A 17,827-nucleotide genomic window follows, 5' to 3' on the forward strand; every position below is an offset into this window, starting at 1 on the left:
TTCGCTCACGGGCCGAGGAGACGTTTCCGAAATACATCACAATTTAGTCAGGTTGTTTCGATATGCTGGAGATGTTTTTTTAGTGCCACATCCCGGCGATGACCGTCAATCCATGAGCGTCATGTCGGAACGAGGTATGACTTGCCTACAGGTTTGACATTGCATAGACTTTCCGCAAATGAATCAAACAATCGCAAAAATGAGTCTTGCCTCTTTTCCATCTTTTTCCCCATCCATCCCCGCGCCCGAAGTCGCTCCTCTTGCTGTTGCGGGTGTCGGTGTCGTCGGTGGGTTCGGAGTCGGGTTGGGAGAACTGCGGCTGACACTGGAGGGGAAGCGGTCGCCGATGGTCGGCAAGCTCGAGTTTCAGGGGCTTCAGGGAACGGAAAGCGTCCCGGTTCTTCAGACCGATCTCGCGGCTTTGGAAGAATTCGTTCCCAAGCGAGCCCTGCGCCGCGTGGATCGTTTCTCCCGTCTGGCCCTGCTGGGAGCGTGTCTGGCCTTGAAGGACGCAGGGCTTTCCAGATTCGAGTCACTGGACAGGCCGGAAGCAAGGACGGGCATCATAGTGGCCACGGGCTACGGCGCGGCGGCCACCACGTTTTCCTTTCTCGACTCCGTGATTCACGACGGCGACGTCTGCGCTTCGCCTACCCATTTCTCCAACTCCGTCCATAATGCCGCCGCGGCCCATATCTCCATTCTGCTGAAAATCACCGGACCCTGCCTGACCGCCAGCCAATTCGAGCTGTCCACGGCCTCGGCCCTGCTCACGGCGCGGCAGTGGCTGGCGGAAGGTCGGGTGGAGAGGGTGCTTTTCGGGGCCGTGGACGAGCACTGCCCGGTGCGTGGATACTGCTGGTCGCGTTTTTTCGGTCCCCAGGCCCATCAAACCGTCTTGCCCCTGGAACTCGACCGGCAAACCGCCATCCCCGGCGAGGGGGCGGCGTTTTTCGTGCTGGAACGCGCAGTGCCCGGCCGCCCGGGAAAGTACGGCCATGTGGCGAACGTCGGCATGGGCCGCGAGGACCATCGAAACCCTGATGTTCTTTTCGATGGACCGGCGGACGGATTCACGGGGGGGGTGCCTCTTGGCTTGGACTCCCCGGAGACGCTCCTGCTGTTGGGGGCTGACGGGCACAAGGCCGCCGGTGCTCGGTATCGGCATGTTTTGGAAGTAGCAGGGCGACTGTCTCTCATGGTCGCGGCCTGCGCTCCGGCCTACGGCAGTCTGCCCATTGGTCAGGCTTTTGATCTTGCCGTCGCCGGCATGGCCATCCGGGACGGATGTCCGTCTTTTGCGGACCACATGTGGTACGGCAACGGTCGTTCCGGAACGCTTCGGGAAGTTTCCCAAGTCGCCTGCCTCAAATATGGTTCGGGAGGAGAGTATGGGACGATTGTCCTGGCTGGTTCGTGATCCAAAGCCTCGATTCTGGATGAAGACGGCGCTGGCCGTCACCCTTGTCGCCTTTCTTTTTTTTGAGGCCGCCGCGCTCACGGCTCGGGCGGAGTCGTCCACGCTCGGAGGGGATGAGCACTCTTTGCGTCCGACTCCCCGGATGGGATTGGGCCTGGGATACGGCTTGGCCTACGATCCCGGAGACGCCAGGAATTTCGCCCTGGTCACGGGGTTCATGCTTTTCGATTATGAGGACGTCTGGCCGCATGCGGCGCCTGAGCCGTTGCGCTTCAAGATCGAGGCAAGCCTGGGTGCCACGACGGAAGGCTCTTCGCGAGGCCTGGCCTCGGTGGGCGGGCTGGCCCTCTATTACCTGGACGGCCTGGGCGGTTCCGTGTTTCGTCCTTACGGAGAGGCCGGTGTCGGGGTGATGTACTCGGAGCATAAAGTCGCCGGGCAAGGCTCGCGACTGAACTTTAACCCCCAAATCGGGATCGGCGTTGAGTTCCCCGGCCAGGACCAATCCCGATTCTGGGCCTCCCTGCGTTTGCACCACCTCTCCAACGCCGGACTGCATAAGGACAACCGGGGCGTGAATTCTCTGTTGCTGATGGTAGGCTATTACTTCGATTGAATCTTTGGTCCTCCATCGGCTCCCCTAGACGCGGATTCTCTTTTTTTCTCCCTCCCCCTTTCTCTCTTCCCTTCGTCTTTTCGTAGCTACCCAGCTTGAGATTTGGAAAAGGTACCTGTTCAAAACTTGCGACAAGCATGACCTGGATACCCGTTTTAGCGGGAAAGACTTTTTTCAATGTCGGCTCCGAGTCAGTCATGCCCGCGAAAGCGGGTATCCATGTCGGTTTTTCAAGGATGGAAGCGTCTTCTTTCGTTCCCAGGTCGGATCGTGATTTTCGAGACGTTGCGTTTCTTCGGACAATTGTCATCTTCCCGTCATATTGCTGTAACAATTCCTTCCTATGTTCACGGGCATGGAAAATGGCCTTGGACGGTTCGCCATGTCGGCGGGCTGAAAGCGGCACACATCAACGGGAGGAATTACTCTTATGCGGAAGATTATTGCGACTGTCATGCTTTTTGGAATGCTCGTAGCGGGCAATGCGTCCGCCCAGGTTTCCGTGGATCCGGCCCTGCCGGAATACACCCCGGTTTCCGGTATTTCCGGCAACCTGTCCAGCATGGGCTCGGACACCCTGAACAACCTGATGACCCTCTGGGCCGAGGCATTTCAGGGCTACTACCCCAACGTGAACATCCAGATCCAGGGTGCCGGCTCGTCCACCGCGCCTCCGGCTTTGATCGAGGCCACGGCCAGCTTCGGCCCCATGAGCCGGGAAATGCGGGCCACGGAAATCGAGCAGTTTGAGCAGCGTTTTGGGTATCAGCCCACCAAGGTGACCACGGCCGTGGACACCATCGCCGTGTACCTGAACAAGGACAACCCCCTTGATTGTCTTTCCATCCCCGAGGTTGACGCCATCTTCTCCGCCACTCGCCGCTGCGGTCACGGCGAGGACGTCACCCGTTGGGGGCAGGTCGGCCTGACCGGCGCCTGGGCCAACCGCGACTTCACCATCTACAGCCGTAACGCCGTGTCCGGCACCTACGGCTTCTTCAAAGACGTGGCCTTGTGCGGCGGTGACTACAAGCCGACCATCAACGAACAGCCCGGCTCCGCCTCCGTGGTCCAGGGCGTGACCGAGTCCATCAACGGCATCGGCTACTCCGGGATCGGCTACATCACCTCCGGCGTGAAGGCCGCGTCCATCAACATGGGCGGAACCTGTTACGAACCCAACGCGGAAAATGCAGCCTCCGGCAACTACCCGCTGGCTCGGGGTTTGTTTCTGTACGTGAATAAGAACCCCACCGAGCCGCTGGCCCCGGTGGAGCGGGAATTCCTGCGTCTGGTGCTCTCCAAGCAGGGCCAGGAAGTGGTGGTCCGCGACGGGTACATCCCGCTGCCTGAAACCGTCGCCGCCCAGGTCCGCGCCCAAATCGGACTGTAGGCCTCCCCGAACCACCCGCTTGACGCCGCTCCATGCTTCGGCATGGGGCGGTTTTTTCACTCTCGTGACGGATCGTCATCGGAACCTCCATTCGGCTTTCGCACCGTGTACAGGAAGCGCGTATCATGAAAAACGGCTCATCTTCTTCCTCAAATTCCACGCATGATCTGGACAAGCTGTTCGGGGCCATGCCCGACGCCGCGGCCCGCGCCTCGTTGCGGAAATACCGGACGACCAAGGACGTTTCCGCCAAATATTTCATCAGTGCCAGTGGACTGGGCGTAGTTTTAGCCTTGGCCCTGATCTTCATTTTCTTGTTTATCGAACTGGTCCCGATTTTCGCTCCGGCCAAGATCGAGAAGAATACCGCGTATGTCGTCCCCGGAGGGCCGGAGGAGCACACGTTGTTGCTGGATATGGACCGGTATCAGGAAGTCGGTGTCCGGTATCGCGGCAACGGCGAGGTGTTTTTTTTCGAGATGGCCACCGGCAGGCCCATGGAGAAGGTCGTTCTTCCGGTACCGGAAGGCGTGGAAATCCGTTCTTTCGGCCAGGGAGAACCGCGTTCCAATCTCGTGGTCTTGGGACTTTCGGACGGCACGGCCATCCTGGTCCGCCATGAGTTCGAGCTTGACTGGACCGACAACATCCGGACCGTTGTTCCCAAATTGACCTTTCCATTTGGCAATGATCCCGTCCCGGTGGATCCCATGCATCGACCACTGCGCCACATTGCCGTGCAGCGGGCCGCCGCCGGGACTGCCGTGGCAACGGTGACGGATGACAACCGGGTACTCCTGGTTCAGCTCGCCACCCGGACGTCCTTCCTGACTGGAGAGACCGTGGTCACCACCACTGAACACGATCTCGGGTCTGCGCCGGGCGAGGTCGTGGATGTGCTGATCTCCTCGAACATGATCAATCTGTTTCTGGCTGATGCGCACGGCAAGCTGCATTATTACGACCTGCGTCAACCGTCTCAGGCCGGACCGGCGCACAGTCTGGAGGTGGTTCCGGACGTATCCGTGTCCATCACCGCCGTGGACTTCCTGTTGGGCACGGTTTCCCTCATCGTCGGCAGGTCCGACGGAACCTTGAGCCAATATTTTCTGGTCCGGGACGAGCGGAACCAATACTTCATCACGCATGTTCGGGATTTTGACCGCCATGCCGCCCCGATCACCACCCTGGCCACGGAGTACACCCGCAAGGGGTTTGCCGCGGCGGACGCCGCCGGGGTCGTGGGGCTGCACTATCCCACCTCCCAGCGGACCCTCCTCCTGAAGCCGGTGGCGGACTCGCCCATCCGGACCTTGGCCTTTTCCCCGACCAACGCGGCCCTGCTGGCCCTGGACGAGACTCAAAGTCTGCACCTGCTGGACGTGGACAATCCGCACCCGGAATACTCGTTCAGCGCCTTGTGGCAAAAGGTCTGGTACGAGGGCCGGTCCGCACCGGACTATGTCTGGCAGTCCTCCTCGGCCTCGGACGAGTTCGAATCCAAATTCAGTCAGATGCCCCTGACCTTGGGCACGCTCAAGGCCTCGTTCTACGCCATGCTCATTGCCATGCCCCTGGCCGTGCTCGGGGCCATCTACGCGGCGTATTTCATGAGTCCCAAGCTGCGGGCCGTGGTCAAGCCGTCCATCGAGGTCATGGAAGCCCTGCCCACGGTTATTCTCGGCTTTCTGGCCGGGCTCTGGCTGGCGCCGTTCGTGGAGAGCAATCTGCCCGCGGTTTTTTCCATCGTGGTCTTCATGCCCCTGATGATGCTTCTGACCGCCTTTTTATGGAGCATGTTGCCGCACCGCGTCCGTTTGCTGGTTCCGGACGGCTGGGAAGCGGCTCTGCTCGTGCCCATGCTTCTGGTTTTCGGCTGGGTCTGCGTCACGCTCAGTCCGCACATTGAAATCTGGTTTTTCGACGGCAGCGCCCGGCAATGGCTGACCGAAGTTGGCATCACCTATGACCAGCGCAACGCCCTGGTGGTCGGACTGGCCATGGGCTTCGCGGTCATTCCGACCATTTTCTCCATAGCCGAGGACGCCATCTTCAACGTGCCCAAGCACCTGACTCAGGGCTCCCTGGCCCTGGGCGCCACGCCCTGGCAGACCGTAACCCGGGTCGTCCTGCTCACGGCCAGTCCGGGAATCTTTTCAGCCGTGATGATCGGCTTTGGTCGGGCCGTGGGCGAGACCATGATCGTGCTCATGGCCACGGGCAACAGTCCGGTGATGAACTTCAACATTTTCGAAGGCATGCGCACCCTCTCAGCGAACATCGCCGTGGAACTGCCGGAGACCGCGGTGGGCAGCACGCACTACCGGATTCTGTTCCTGGCGGCCCTGGTGCTCTTCGTGCTGACGTTCATCGTGAACACGGCCGCGGAAATCGTCCGGCAGCGGCTGCGCAAGAAATACAGTTCGCTGTAGGGGAATGGGTGAAAGGTGAAGGGGTGAAAGGTGAAAGGTGAAAGGTGAAGGGGTGAAAGGTGAAAGGTGAAAGGTGAAGGGTGAAGGGTGAAAGGTGAAGGGTGTGCATTTTTAAATCAACACAGGCTTCATGCAATCCCGAAGGGATGGAATCGTAAAGCCGGTGGTTTCAACCACCGGAAACCGTCAGGTGATTTCCCGCGGCGAAAGGATGGACGAAATGCTTTCCATTTGTCCGAAAGGCTTCCTGCAATCCCGAAGGGATGGAATCGTAAAGCCGGTGGTTTCAACCACCGGAAAGGACGCCCCCACGAGAATGAGTCCTGTAGGGACGACATATTTCGGCCTCTTGCGACATTTTACGTCGTCCCTTCAGGACTCGAAATCGGTGTGTTGCATGCCGGTGGTTGAAACCACCGGCTCTACGATTCCTCCCTTTCAGGGAGAATAGATACTGGACCGATTTCGATCACGATTTCGATTCATTCGTGATACATTGAAAAACCGTAGGATAACGGCATGAATACACGTCAATGGTTCAAAAGCGGTTCCCCGTGGATCTGGCTGACCGGGGGGATGATCAGCTTGAGCATGATCATGGTCTTCGGTCTGCTGGCCTTGATCGCCGTGCGCGGATTGGGTCACTTTTGGCCGGCTCCGGTGGTGGAGTTTGAGTACCATCCCGACCCGGAGACCACGGTGCGCATCCTTGGCAACCCGATGCGCTCCCAGAATGTTACCGGACTCATCCTGCGGGAATCCGGGCACCAGATCCCGGAGGACGTGGATCTGACCCAGCGATTCCTGATCAAGCAGGGCAACCGGGATCTGACAGGTCGGGATTTCATGTGGTACCCGGAGCCGCTGATCTCCGAGTGGACCACCCCTCGGGAGGCCATGGTCGTCGAGCGTCGAGAGTGGGGCGATTTCATTGGTTTTCTGAGCCAGGTCAAGCAGGACGGCGTGGTGATCGCCGAAGGCTACGCGGGCAGGGAAAAACTTTTGCCTCTCGTGGCCCGGGCCAACGAACTGGCCGGGAAAATCAACCGCATCGAACGCTACGAGATCGGCGGGTTGAACATGCAACTTGAGCGGATTCGGTTGGCTCAACGCGGCTTGTCCCGGAACGTGGATCTGGAACCGGCTGAAGTTCAGCGCCGAATGGCCGAATTGCAGTCGGAGCAGGACGAACTGGATCGCCAGTACGAGGGGATTAACGCTCGTAGGCTTGAGCTGCTGGAACAGATGCGCCGGGATATCATGGTGGCTGAGTCCATGGACGGCAGACAGGTGGAGATTCCCCTGGCCAACGTGGTCCATGTGCACTGGCCCAACGACATGTCCCTGGTTCAGAAGATGGGCCACTACGTGACCATGGTCTGGGGATTCTTGAGCGGCTTTCCCCGTGAAGCGAACACCGAGGGCGGGATTTTTCCGGCTATTTTCGGCACGGTGCTGATGGTCATCCTGATGTCCATCGTGGTCACGCCCATGGGCGTGCTGGCGGCGATCTATCTGCGGGAGTACGCCAAGCAGGGGCCCCTGGTCCGTCTGGTGCGCATCTCGGTGAACAATCTGGCCGGGGTGCCGTCCATTGTCTTTGGCGTGTTCGGTCTGGCCTTTTTCGTCTACTTCGTGGGCGGCAACATGGACCGGATGTTCTATCAGGACGCCCTGCCCGCGCCGACCTTCGGCACGCCGGGGCTGGTCTGGGCTTCCTTGACCCTGGCCCTGCTGACCCTGCCCGTGGTCATCGTGTCCACGGAAGAAGGTCTGGCCCGGATCCCCAGCACCATCCGCCACGGCTCCCTGGCCTTGGGCGCGACCAAGGCCGAGACCCTCTGGCGAACGGTTCTGCCCCTGTCCACACCGGCGATGATGACCGGGCTGATCCTGGCCGTGGCCCGGGCCGCCGGGGAGGTCGCTCCGCTGATGCTGGTGGGCGTGGTCAAACTGGCCCCGAACTTGCCTGTGGACGGGTATTTCCCGTACCTGCACCTGGAGCGCAAGTTCATGCACCTGGGCTTTCACATTTACGACGTGGGCTTCCAGAGCCCCAACGTGGAGGCCTCCCGGCCCCTGGTCTACGCCACGGCCCTGGTCCTGGTCCTGATCATCATCACCCTGAACCTGACGGCCATCACCATCCGCAATTATCTGCGGGAAAAGTACCGCAGCGAAAGCGATTAGCGGTCCGTTGAAAAACTCCCAATTGCCGCGTCGCCGCAAAAAGTTCAAACTCTCACGTATCAATACATACACTTCGATCTTGCACTTTTCTTGCTCCTTGCAATTGGGGTTTTTGAACAGCCCGCGAGCATATTTTGAATACAACGGCAAGCCGCGTTCAACGCCCGTCGTCGAACCGACATTGAACCGCAACCCCACCGTAACCACGCAGCTTATGGAAAGGTGATATGAGTACCACGAACAACTCCCCGGTGCCCCACGGCGTCATGGCCAACTTTTTTGCCGACAATCCGCGAGAAAAAATGGATTTCAGCAAGGAAACGTTTTCCCTGGAAGTGGAGAACCTTCAGCTTTACTACGGCAAGGACCAAGCCCTGAAGGACATCTCCATGAAGATCCCCACCCGGCGGGTCACGGCCTTCATCGGTCCCAGCGGCTGCGGCAAGTCCACCTTGCTGCGCTGCTTCAACAGGATGAACGACCTGATCGACATCTGTCGCATCGAGGGCAGCATTAAGCTTGATGGCGAGAACATCTACGACCGGACCGTGGACGTGGCCGAGCTGCGGCGGCGGGTGGGTATGGTCTTTCAGAAGCCCAACCCTTTTCCCAAGTCCATCTACGAGAACGTGGCCTACGGTCTACGGCTGCAAGGGGTCAACGACAGGAAGAAGCTGGATCAAGTGGTGGAATACGCCCTGCGGGGCGCGGCTCTGTGGGAGGAAGTCAAGGACCGGCTGCACGAAAACGCCTTCGGCCTGTCCGGCGGCCAGCAGCAGCGCCTGGTCATTGCCCGGGCCGTGGCCATTGAGCCGGAAGTGATCCTCCTGGACGAGCCCTGCTCGGCCCTGGACCCCATTTCCACGGCCAAGGTCGAGGACCTTATCTTCAAACTCAAGGAGAAATACACGATCATCATAGTCACCCACAACATGCAGCAGGCCGCCCGGGTCTCGGACTACACGGCCTACATGTACCTGGGCAATCTGGTGGAATACATGGACACCATCACTCTCTTCACCCAGCCCAAACAACGGGCCACCGAGGACTACATCACCGGTCGGTTCGGGTAGGTTCGTCCCTCGTTCATTCCTGAACTTTGTCGGATTCCTGGTGACCCCCTTTCTCCTCAATGCTGATTGCGCAAGTTGAGCCTGAAATACGTGCGGGTTGACTGCTCAATCTCCCTGAAGGGGAGGCGTCGTAGAGCCGGTGGTTTCAACCACCGGAACAGAATCGAGATGGTTCATCTTGTCGGGAAAATTGTTTGACACATTTTGTTGCCGTGAAAATTCGCCGCAAATGTAGGGGCGGCCCTCGCGGCCGCCCTGGGTGGGCGAGGCAACGAGGAGCAACGACGAACAAAAGATCAACCGTGCCGCCATGTTGATATGAGCGAAGGGCAGGCGCAAGGCCTGCCCCTACACGACGCGATTATGCCGACGATCATCTGGAACAGGATGTCACTGTGTCAATCTGACCTGAACCATCACTGATCGGTCTGCATATTTTTCAGACAGTTTCTCAGCGTTTTCGATACCGATCCCGATTCCGACCCCGGCAACGGCAATTACCCTGTGCTGAGTAGGGGATGGTTCAGAATTGGTTGACAAATCGTAACGCCTTCTTTCAGGCATCCATTCGGTGTAGGGGCGACCGGCCGGTCGCCCCTACTGCAATTGTTTAAAACAGAGGAAGGGGGGCATCGTCCCGCCGGCTGTCATTCCAGGTTGTTTTCCTTGAGGATTTCCACCAGCCTGCTTTCGCTGATCGAGGGGATGTCTGTTTTTGAATAGAGTTTCAGGAGATAGATGGCGCCTTGGTGGTCGATATAATAGTAGATGACGCGGAATCCTCCGCTTTTGCCTGATGTCGTGGACGTGTTGGCCAGGCGGAGCTTGTAAAGGCTTTTGGACAACGCGATTCCTGATCGTGGATCGCCGGTCAGGACTTGATGCAAGCGCCTGAGATCCGCCGTCAGGTTCTTGTATTTCTTGGAAAGGTTTTTTGCATCCTTTTTGAAGGACGGCAGGCTAATGATCCTCAAGCTCATGGATCAGCGCCTCCAGCGATTGCACCTTGTTTTCTCCTTGGAGATGCGCTTTCAGTTCCCGTGCGGCCATATCGAATTCCCTATAAAACCGCTGTGCTTTCTGCTCCTCAATGTAGGCCCGAATTGCCTCGGTGATGAGTTCGCTGCGGTTCAGGTCGTACTGCCGGGTGAAGTCGTCAAGCTCATCGACAAGATACCTGGGCAGTCGAAGGCCCACTTGTTGTTTTTGCAATTTCGTTGGTTCACGCATAGGATTTATCCCGTTGTCTTGTTGTAAAACAATAATATATGCAAATTCGGATATGCCCTGCAAGCACTTTGTGGAGCGGCAGTAAGCCTCTTATACTGCCTGAGGTTGAGGATTTTAATTTGCCGCTGTGCCGAGAGGTGCGAGTTTCAGCCTTTTTATGCCGCCCCTTCAGGGCTTGCATGTAGCCCCAAAGGGGCGGCATATGGCATCCCAGGGCGTTGCCCTGGGATGAGGTCATGAAACAAGAAAGAGCCCTGAAAGGACCCTAAATGGCATCATGGAAAAAATAATGTTTCAGCCTAAACGAGTATAAACTCCAAAGGTCTTCGGATTTCTTTCTGATATCTTTCAGCCAATTTCTAAGGAAGCATATCCGCTGGAGACCGTAAAAGCAGCAGGTTGCGGATGAAGGCAAAATGTCGGTCCTGGGTCAGGACGGGCCATCCGTGCTGCATGGCGGTTGCCGCGATCCAGAGGTCGTTTGTCGGGATAGGCTTGCCGTCTTCACGGAGCTGCCGATAAATCCGTGCGTAGTGTTCCGTTGTTTCCTTGTCCACCGGTACGCAGGCAACGCGAGGCGATGTCAAAAAATCATTGAGTTCCATGCGGTTGTGTTGTTCTTGATTGCCAAAGTGAAATCCGGCCAGGAGTTCCGCCAGCACAATGACGCTGACACGGATCGCCTTGGCTCTCCCGATGACTTCAACGACTTCCGGAAGACCTCTTTTGAAGGCTGTGTAAGCGTTCGTGTCGATCAAGACGCATTTCATTTCCACATACCCTCGTCAATCTGCCCGAAAGGCTCCGTGGCCTCGCGAAACGAATTCTCGTCCGCCTCAGTCCATGTGCCGGCCAAGTGGTCCAGGTCGTCATGAGGCGCCCCTAGATCCTGGCCTATTCCCAGGCCCTTCCTGACATATCCAAGAATTAAAGAATTGATGCTGGTTCCGGTACGATCGGCCTCGGCTTTGAGCATTTGCTTGGTATCCGCATCAATTCCTCGAAGACTGATAGTCGTCATGATATCCTCCTCTGTGCGTGTTGACATCATTGTATGACATCGTGATCTGGGTTCGGATCTTGGAACGCATCAACAGGATTGATTGTTTGTAACTACTCAGCTCATCCGATGAGATGCGGACTGGATACCCGCTTTCGCGGGTATGACTGATTATGAGGCGGCATGGCAAAACAAGTCATTCCCGCGCAGGCGGGAATCCAGTGCCGAAATGAGGCTTTACCCTCAATGTGCTGAATAGTTACGATTGTTTTTGACCTGGATGCTCAAGCTCGCGATCAGGGCATCCGGACAAACTTATTCTTTGCCAGTTTTTGATCAAAGCTGTAGGTCGCCTCGCACCCAGCGTCGCGATGGCCAAGCGTAATGACGTAGTCCGCGAAATCAGCGCTTCCCCTGCGAAAATGAGCCAGGGCGGACCTCACGACCTGTTCGTTTTCGACCTTCAGCTCGCTGGCGGCAAGTATCGCGTCAAGAACCTCCACCACCAAACGCTTATCGTATCCGTATGCCCCACGCAGCACCCATGCCAGCTCGCACAGAACGACAAGTGACACCAGCCCCGGCTCGTCCTTGGTGCAGCGACTTTCAATCAGTTGATTGGCCCGTGCTGACTGGTCGGGATCGTCCTGGGTCAAATACCGGACCAAAATATTGGTATCCAAGCCGATCATGAACTTCCCGCCCCTTCCAGAATAGCCTTGTCCATGGCCTCAAGGGATACCGGTCGCTCGGGTCTGGGGAGCATGCCTCTTAAGCGGCGCATGGAACCGTGTTTGGCCACCAACCGCACTCCCTGTTCTTCATCAAAAATGAATTCCAATCGATCACCGGCCGAGAGGCTGAGTTTTTCCCGCAAAGCCTTTGGTAGGGTGAGTTGCCCTTTGCTGGTCAAAGTTGCTTGCATGACATCCTCCATTCTTGCTTTTCTTACCAAAAGGTAAGGAACTGGTCTTTGCTCGTCAAGTGAGAGGGTCACGCCCCTATTGCTTGCGGCGTCAACCATTATTTCTTGCCTTCCCCCCTTGACATTCTTTTTTCCGGGGACGTATTAATGAAAGTAACTGAATGACGAAGTCCGCCAAGGGCAAACCATCCGAAAGGGTGGGACGCAAAGCCGACGGCCTACGTTCCGCCCGCCGTGACCATCATGCGGGCGGGATAGGGCGGCAGGGTTGCCGGACGAAACGGGCAGACGCCGTAAGATTTTCATGGCCAAGCCCGACAAGGTTGAGCAAATGCAGAGCAGAAACCTCAGGTCTCAGGTTTCAGCCTTCTGTTTTAAGCCCTCAGCCCTCTGAAAAAGCCCGCGCCAAAAAGGACGGTCGTTCAGTGCTAGTGACTCGTTGTGGCGGCGTTCAGGTAATTGTTGGAACGAAATCGGGCAAACCATTTTACTCAAAAACCGAAGGAGGGCATCATGTCTCTGACTATGCCAAGAAAAGGTGAGAAAGGCTTTACGTTGATCGAATTGTTGATCGTTGTGGCGATTATTGGGATTTTGGCGGCGATTGCGTTGCCGCAGTTTGGGAAGTATAAGGCAAGGTCAGCGGCTGCGGCTGCTACAGCAACTGTAAAAACATGCATGAATCAACTTTCAGCCGCATATGCAGCCGGTGACGCTGCTGGTGATGAAAATGCAACATTTCGTTATGACGAATCTACTTCAACTTACGCATGGGATTGTTTTGTTGATGATGATGGTAGCACGCCTGAAGTGATAGAACTTACAGGTGATGGTAAGATTGAATACGATGGAGGTAATTATAATGTAAGCAATGTTGCAGTCACCTGCACAGCTTTGCAAGATCCTACAGGAGTTTTTAAATGTTGTCCGTCGGCTCTTGGTGACCCAGACGCTCTTACATGTCCATAAATATCTTTTATTAATTAAGAAGGCGGCCACGGCAGGCCGCCTTTTTAATTTGAAACATAAAAATTCAAAATATTGCATGTAAAATTTCATTTTTTACTTTTTACATAATAAGGTATAAGTTTAACGACTTGTTCTTATTGTATTTATTTGATCCTCTCCTGCCCCAACTCCATTAGAGCCATTCCTTCCAGATTACACCTCCCGATGTTTGCATACCAAGAAATCTTTGACTCGGTAATTATTAAGGTCGATTTTTACGTTGTCGACGACATGGCCATCGGCTTGATCGCTAGTGAAGTGCTGTGTCAGAGCAGTTGTTCTACATTATCATGCCGTCCACTCTGACGGGTAATCTCTGGTCGACCTTTTGCCCGCTTTCCCCCGCTGCCCTTTACTGAAAGCCACGAAAGCCGAAGATCAGAGCCAGGAATCCGGCTACGTTCGGACTAGGCGCGTCGGGTTGTTCGAGAAGGTTTTTGGGAAAACGGGCGCACGCATCCAGAAGGCACACGATGGTTTCCATTTCTGAAAAATGCCTTCACTGCGCACCCAAAACCTATCCATAGACCAAAGGCTTTAACCACTGAACGGCTCTCTTTCCATCGGCCTGCTGAATGTCGAATCCCTGGAAGTCTTTGAGGCGCTGGTGGACAAGTCGAGCAGGGGTGGGTTGGTCGCTGCTATACGAAGCCGTTGAAAACGGAACATGATCAATTCCTCAGATCAACCCCTTTACCGCACACCAGGAGATGAAATGACCGACGGCCCATCTTCCGATTCTGCATCCGATCCTGCTTCAGAGCCCTCCTGCAAGCCGTCGCCCGGCTCTCTTCTCGCATCACCACCCGCCCCTGTCACCACCCTCCTGCCGCGAACCTTGCTTCTGGTCACGATATTGGCCGCAGTCCTGGCCTACGGGATCTGCTTGAACCTGCGGTTGGTGGAAGCCCCGGCCTGGAGTCAGGAACGGTTTCAGGTTCAAGGCGAGCCGCTGATGGCCACCCATGATGCCTATTATTTTCTGGCCGGAGCCCAGGGAACGGGGCGACCGCACCCGGATCATGAAGGCTTTTTCCGGTTGACCCGGATTTTCCAAACCGTCACCGGGATGTCTCTGAATCAACTGGGGTTCTGGCTGCCGGTGTTTCTTGCGCCGTTGGTGGTTTTCCCCCTGGCCTGGCTGGCTTGGCGGGAGGGAATGCCCGAGGCGGTTCTGCCCATGGGCATCCTGGCCGGGGGGAGCATGGGTTTTTTGGTGCGCACTCGGCTGGGCTACTATGACCACGACATGCTCTCCCTTTTGCTGCCCGTGCTTTTTGCCGCTGGGCTGCTGGTTTTTCTGGATCGTTGGTTGGCGAGCCGTACCAACCCGTCAAGCGATAGGCCGGAAGCGGGGATGGGCGGCCTGATTGCGGGGTGTCTGGGCCTGGGGCTGCTGGGCTGGGGATATCTGGGCTTCTACGCCTCCGGCCAGCCGATCCTGGCGGGAACAGTGGTCATGGGGCTTGTTCTGGTTGTGCTGCTGGGAGGGGACATGCGCCGGCGCATCCTGCTGGGGCTAGCCCTCGGAGGCTTGTACGTCTTGGCCGTGAACCCGCTCTTGGGACTGCTGATTCTCGCACTGGTGGGGCTGGTTTTCGGGCCTCTGGTCAAACGCTTTGGGCAGGGATGGCCCTTGGGCGTGGCGGTGGCCGGACTGGCAGGGCTGATGCTCATCGGCGCGGAAATCCACATTTTGTTCTACGAGGTCATGCGACAGCTAGGGAAATACGCCCCAATGCTCGGCGAAGGCAATCAAACCTCCGCTGACCTGGTCTGGCCGTCGGTGATGCAAAGCGTGCGAGAGGCCCGGGTGCTCTCGCCGTTTTTCATGGCCGAGCGCTCCGGAGGGACGTGGTGGCTTTTCGCTGCCGGGGTGGTCGGCTATGTCTATCTTTGTTGGCACAGGCCCTTATACCTGATTTTTTTACCGTTAATGGCTTTGGCCCTCGGCTCGGTCAAACTGGGGGCTCGGTTCACCATGTACGGCGGGGTGCCCGCAGGGCTGGGGTTGGGAATCGGATTAGCCTTGCTGCTGCGCAATCTGGGGCTGCGTCAGCGCGTCGCAACTCTGGTGCTCACCGCCTTCGGGCTTGTGGCCGCGGCCCTGATCTGGGCCCAGGTCCAGGGTTTGACACCTCGGCCGATCATGGCCAGGACTTTCGCTGAAACCCTTCAGGAACTGCGGCATGTCGCGGCCCAGGATGCGCGGATCTGGCTGTGGTGGGACTACGGCTACGCCACGCAATACTACAGCCAACGGGCCAGTTTCGGTGACGGCACCCTGAACTCGGGTTCTTACCTCTACCCCATGGCGCTGGTCCATTCCACGCACTCGCCGCTGCAGGCGGCGCAGATGATCAAGCTGGTCACGTCCAGCCAGATGGAACGCTGGCACCAGGCCGGCGCGCCGCACCAAGAATCCGGACAGATACCCTGGCCGCTCTACCTGCAACGGCCCCTGACCGACTGGCGAGACCTTCCCGGTGACGAGGTTCAATCCGTTGTGGACAGTCTAGCCGCGGTTCCTCGTGGTTGGCTGGATGATCTCCCGGAGCAGCTCTTCTTACTGTCCTGGGACAACCTGAACCTTTCCCCATGGATCACCACGTTCGGCAACTGGGATCTGCGCACGGGGCAGGGGCAGGGCGGAAGGATGCAGCGCGTATCCGCTGATGTGCATTTCGATCTGGAAACCGGCTTTCTCGTTCCGGCGGAAGGGGAGCCGATCCCGCTGGACGGGTTTCTCCATATCGAGGGAAAGAGTTCGAGAGAACAATTGTGGGAAAACGACAGTGGTCGTTTTGCCGTGTATAACGACTCCCTGAAGCAGTTACTACTGATGGACAGGATCCTGTACAAGTCCATGCTGGTTCGGATGCTTCTGGCCGACCCTGGGGAGTTCGCGAAATATTTCGAGCTGATAGTGGATCGCTTTCCCTGGGCCAGGGTCTACCGGGTTCGGTAGTTGTCCGGTGTGGATTGCGGTATCGGCAGGAGGCGGTCTGAAATGTGATCAGAAGTGTGTCGGTCGCTTCCGGTCGGCCGCCAGACGCTTGAGGGCCGTGGCCGCTGATCGCCGGAGTAGTTCGGCGTCGGCCAGGGAGGAGCCGGTCATGGAGCGGTTTTGAGGGGCCTTCACCAGGGCAAGCGTGCCAAGAAGGCTGCCTCGCTCATCAAGCAGGGGGATTCGCAACTGCAGGCAGTTGTGTCCGGCATTCCTTCCGGGGTCGGAATCGGAAACAGCCCCAGAAAAAGCATGCTTTCCCCCCCTTGAACCCGCACCGGGCTCAGCCGCAACATCAGGCACAATAAGCCTCCCCTCGAAGCCGAAGGCGCGGCTTGCGGCCTTGATCTCCTGGTGCAGGGTGGCCAAGTTCTGGCTGGCTTCCAGTTTCTGCAGCAGGGCAGTCAGGACCGTACCCTGGCCGGGAGCGAGGTCGCTCTTGCGCCGAAGTATGTTTTCTCCCCAACCGGGAATGCAGCGCAGCCGAAGGGTTTCCATGTAGCCCAGCCGTCCGGCGAATAAAAAGGCCCCGGCCCCGATCAGGATCAGCAGCAGTCCGCTGCGTTCATCACGAAGTTGCACAAGCACAATGGCCAGGATGCACAGGGCCGCGGTCAGAGCATAGAGTATCAGGACCGCTTTGCGGGTATCCAGTCCCATACGCAGCAGGCGATGGTGGATGTGGTCGGTGTCCGGCTGGAAAATGTGGCGGCCCTGGGTAAAGCGGCGTAGGGTGGCCAGCAGGGTGTCCAGCAGGGGCAGGCCCATGGCCAGGACCGGGATGAGGATGGCGGCGCCCACGTGGGTCTTGACCGAGGTGATCAGTCCGAAACCGGCGATGGCATAACCCAAAAAATACGTGCCCGCATCCCCCAGGAAAATCGTGGCCGGGTGGAAGTTTGAGCGCAGAAAGCCCAGCACCGCACCAGCCAGGGCCGCGAAGAACAGGGCCGTGAGATAATCCTCCCGCGGAATGGCCAGCACGATCATCACCAGGGACGCAAAAAAAACAATCCCCCCCGCCAAGCCGTCCATCCCATCCATCAGGTTCAGGGCGTTCATGAACAGCAGAAACCAGAACACGGTAAGAAGATACGACGTGACCGGATCGAAGAAGACAACCACGCCAAACAGGGCGAACTTGTCCAGGGCGATGCCCCCGGCATAGGCCGCCGAGGCCGCCAGAATCTGGACCGGGAGTTTTTTCCAGGCATTCAGTCGAAAAAGGTCGTCGTAGAGCCCCAGCCCCAGGGCGATCACTGCCCCGGCCAGCAAACCGAGCAAGGATCGGTCAGGGATGATCAGCCGGGAGACGTCCGTACCCCACACCCAAGCCGCCAGCAGGGACAAAGCCACGGCAACGAAGATCGCCAGCCCGCCGGTCCGAGGAATGATCCCGTCATGCTCTCGTCGCCCTCCCGGTCGGTCCACCGCGCCCACTGCCCGTCCAAACCGCCCGGCCAGGGGGATCAGGATCAGCCCCAGGAGCAGGGCGAGGAAAAAGGTGGCCAGGATAGTGGTCATGGGGGCGGG

The 17,827-nt window shown here is 57.7% G+C and carries 16 protein-coding genes and 1 riboswitch; of the genes, 8 read left to right on the plus strand and 8 right to left on the minus strand.

Going from position 1 to position 17,827, the window contains the following annotated elements; all coding sequences use genetic code 11:
• Positions 1-346 precede the first annotated feature (346 nt).
• The 6 genes from GY33_RS0117905 (at position 347) to pstB (ending at position 9,124) form a co-directional block, all read left to right on the plus strand.
• Complete coding sequence (locus GY33_RS0117905) at positions 347-1,420, plus strand: beta-ketoacyl synthase N-terminal-like domain-containing protein (RefSeq protein WP_161788504.1); 1,074 nt, start codon at positions 347-349, stop codon at positions 1,418-1,420.
• Complete coding sequence (locus tag GY33_RS19430; protein ID WP_035272641.1) at positions 1,392-2,036, plus strand: acyloxyacyl hydrolase; 645 nt, start codon at positions 1,392-1,394, stop codon at positions 2,034-2,036. Before GY33_RS0117905 ends, GY33_RS19430 begins: the two co-directional genes overlap by 29 nt.
• A gap of 430 nt (positions 2,037-2,466) precedes the next feature.
• Positions 2,467-3,429, plus strand: coding sequence for a PstS family phosphate ABC transporter substrate-binding protein (locus tag GY33_RS0117915; protein WP_031388644.1), 963 nt, complete (start codon positions 2,467-2,469; stop codon positions 3,427-3,429).
• A 125-nt stretch (positions 3,430-3,554) separates the two neighbouring features.
• Positions 3,555-5,861 (plus strand): ABC transporter permease subunit, encoded by a 2,307-nt coding sequence (locus GY33_RS0117920; RefSeq protein WP_200874892.1) that lies wholly within the window; start codon positions 3,555-3,557, stop codon positions 5,859-5,861.
• A 519-nt stretch (positions 5,862-6,380) separates the two neighbouring features.
• On the plus strand, positions 6,381-8,051 hold the full coding sequence (pstA, locus tag GY33_RS0117930; protein ID WP_031388646.1) for a phosphate ABC transporter permease PstA: 1,671 nt from the start codon (positions 6,381-6,383) through the stop codon (positions 8,049-8,051).
• A gap of 302 nt (positions 8,052-8,353) precedes the next feature.
• Positions 8,354-9,124 (plus strand): phosphate ABC transporter ATP-binding protein PstB, encoded by a 771-nt coding sequence (gene pstB / locus GY33_RS0117935; RefSeq protein ID WP_235185560.1) that lies wholly within the window; start codon positions 8,354-8,356, stop codon positions 9,122-9,124.
• 105 nt (positions 9,125-9,229) lie between these two features.
• Here the strand turns inward: pstB and GY33_RS21160 are convergent, their stop codons facing one another.
• The 7 genes from GY33_RS21160 to GY33_RS0117965 all read right to left on the minus strand — a co-directional run bounded on the left by GY33_RS21160 (position 9,230) and on the right by GY33_RS0117965 (position 12,279).
• Entirely contained in the window at positions 9,230-9,463 is a 234-nt protein-coding gene (locus tag GY33_RS21160) for a hypothetical protein (RefSeq protein WP_152555252.1), read from the minus strand.
• Between the two features lie 308 nt (positions 9,464-9,771).
• Positions 9,772-10,104 carry a type II toxin-antitoxin system RelE family toxin gene (locus GY33_RS0117940; protein WP_031388648.1) on the minus strand — a complete coding sequence of 111 codons (333 nt, stop codon included), beginning with the start codon at positions 10,102-10,104 and terminating at the stop codon, positions 9,772-9,774.
• A complete protein-coding gene (locus GY33_RS0117945; RefSeq protein ID WP_031388649.1) occupies positions 10,085-10,354 on the minus strand; it encodes a ribbon-helix-helix domain-containing protein in 270 nt (89 codons plus the stop codon). The genes GY33_RS0117940 and GY33_RS0117945 overlap by 20 nt, the downstream gene beginning before the upstream one ends.
• A gap of 359 nt (positions 10,355-10,713) precedes the next feature.
• Positions 10,714-11,124, minus strand: coding sequence for a type II toxin-antitoxin system VapC family toxin (locus tag GY33_RS0117950; RefSeq protein ID WP_031388650.1), 411 nt, complete (start codon positions 11,122-11,124; stop codon positions 10,714-10,716).
• Positions 11,121-11,375, minus strand: a complete 255-nt coding sequence (locus GY33_RS0117955; RefSeq protein ID WP_051822814.1) for a hypothetical protein — start codon at positions 11,373-11,375, stop codon at positions 11,121-11,123. Before GY33_RS0117955 ends, GY33_RS0117950 begins: the two co-directional genes overlap by 4 nt.
• 275 nt (positions 11,376-11,650) lie before the next feature.
• Positions 11,651-12,046: a PIN domain-containing protein gene (locus GY33_RS0117960; protein ID WP_031388652.1), complete on the minus strand. Its 396-nt coding sequence runs from the start codon at positions 12,044-12,046 to the stop codon at positions 11,651-11,653.
• Entirely contained in the window at positions 12,043-12,279 is a 237-nt protein-coding gene (locus GY33_RS0117965) for an AbrB/MazE/SpoVT family DNA-binding domain-containing protein (protein ID WP_031388653.1), read from the minus strand. The genes GY33_RS0117960 and GY33_RS0117965 overlap by 4 nt, the downstream gene beginning before the upstream one ends.
• 169 nt (positions 12,280-12,448) lie before the next feature.
• Positions 12,449-12,555, plus strand: a riboswitch (cyclic di-GMP riboswitch).
• A gap of 237 nt (positions 12,556-12,792) precedes the next feature.
• Here GY33_RS0117965 and GY33_RS21865 point away from each other — a divergent pair.
• Positions 12,793-13,248 carry a type II secretion system protein gene (locus tag GY33_RS21865; RefSeq protein WP_035272644.1) on the plus strand — a complete coding sequence of 152 codons (456 nt, stop codon included), beginning with the start codon at positions 12,793-12,795 and terminating at the stop codon, positions 13,246-13,248.
• Positions 13,249-14,002: 754 nt separating this feature from the next.
• The gene (locus GY33_RS0117980; RefSeq protein ID WP_152555253.1) at positions 14,003-16,255 is read left to right on the plus strand and encodes an STT3 domain-containing protein; all 2,253 of its coding nucleotides are present in this window, start codon (positions 14,003-14,005) and stop codon (positions 16,253-16,255) included.
• 48 nt (positions 16,256-16,303) lie between these two features.
• Here the strand turns inward: GY33_RS0117980 and GY33_RS0117985 are convergent, their stop codons facing one another.
• Positions 16,304-17,818, minus strand: a complete 1,515-nt coding sequence (locus GY33_RS0117985; RefSeq protein WP_051822816.1) for an MraY family glycosyltransferase — start codon at positions 17,816-17,818, stop codon at positions 16,304-16,306.
• Positions 17,819-17,827: the final 9 nt, after the last annotated feature.

The sequence above is a fragment of the Desulfonatronum thiodismutans genome (assembly GCF_000717475.1).
GTDB classification, from domain to species: Bacteria; Desulfobacterota; Desulfovibrionia; order Desulfovibrionales; family Desulfonatronaceae; genus Desulfonatronum; species Desulfonatronum thiodismutans.

What these genes read in the sequence shown, in the direction of transcription:
- GY33_RS0117905 (WP_161788504.1), top strand. Translation starts at nt 347, where the DNA reads ATGGTCGGCAAGCTCGAGTTTCAGGGGCTTCAGGGAACGGAAAGCGTC.
- GY33_RS19430 (WP_035272641.1), top strand. Translation starts at nt 1,392, where the DNA reads ATGGGACGATTGTCCTGGCTGGTTCGTGATCCAAAGCCTCGATTCTGG.
- GY33_RS0117915 (WP_031388644.1), top strand. Translation starts at nt 2,467, where the DNA reads ATGCGGAAGATTATTGCGACTGTCATGCTTTTTGGAATGCTCGTAGCG.
- GY33_RS0117920 (WP_200874892.1), top strand. Translation starts at nt 3,555, where the DNA reads ATGAAAAACGGCTCATCTTCTTCCTCAAATTCCACGCATGATCTGGAC.
- pstA (WP_031388646.1), top strand. Translation starts at nt 6,381, where the DNA reads ATGAATACACGTCAATGGTTCAAAAGCGGTTCCCCGTGGATCTGGCTG.
- pstB (WP_235185560.1), top strand. Translation starts at nt 8,354, where the DNA reads ATGGATTTCAGCAAGGAAACGTTTTCCCTGGAAGTGGAGAACCTTCAG.
- GY33_RS0117940 (WP_031388648.1), bottom strand. Translation starts at nt 10,104, where the DNA reads ATGAGCTTGAGGATCATTAGCCTGCCGTCCTTCAAAAAGGATGCAAAA.
- GY33_RS0117945 (WP_031388649.1), bottom strand. Translation starts at nt 10,354, where the DNA reads ATGCGTGAACCAACGAAATTGCAAAAACAACAAGTGGGCCTTCGACTG.
- GY33_RS0117950 (WP_031388650.1), bottom strand. Translation starts at nt 11,124, where the DNA reads ATGAAATGCGTCTTGATCGACACGAACGCTTACACAGCCTTCAAAAGA.
- GY33_RS0117955 (WP_051822814.1), bottom strand. Translation starts at nt 11,375, where the DNA reads ATGACGACTATCAGTCTTCGAGGAATTGATGCGGATACCAAGCAAATG.
- GY33_RS0117960 (WP_031388652.1), bottom strand. Translation starts at nt 12,046, where the DNA reads ATGATCGGCTTGGATACCAATATTTTGGTCCGGTATTTGACCCAGGAC.
- GY33_RS0117965 (WP_031388653.1), bottom strand. Translation starts at nt 12,279, where the DNA reads ATGCAAGCAACTTTGACCAGCAAAGGGCAACTCACCCTACCAAAGGCT.
- GY33_RS21865 (WP_035272644.1), top strand. Translation starts at nt 12,793, where the DNA reads ATGTCTCTGACTATGCCAAGAAAAGGTGAGAAAGGCTTTACGTTGATC.
- GY33_RS0117980 (WP_152555253.1), top strand. Translation starts at nt 14,003, where the DNA reads ATGACCGACGGCCCATCTTCCGATTCTGCATCCGATCCTGCTTCAGAG.
- GY33_RS0117985 (WP_051822816.1), bottom strand. Translation starts at nt 17,818, where the DNA reads ATGACCACTATCCTGGCCACCTTTTTCCTCGCCCTGCTCCTGGGGCTG.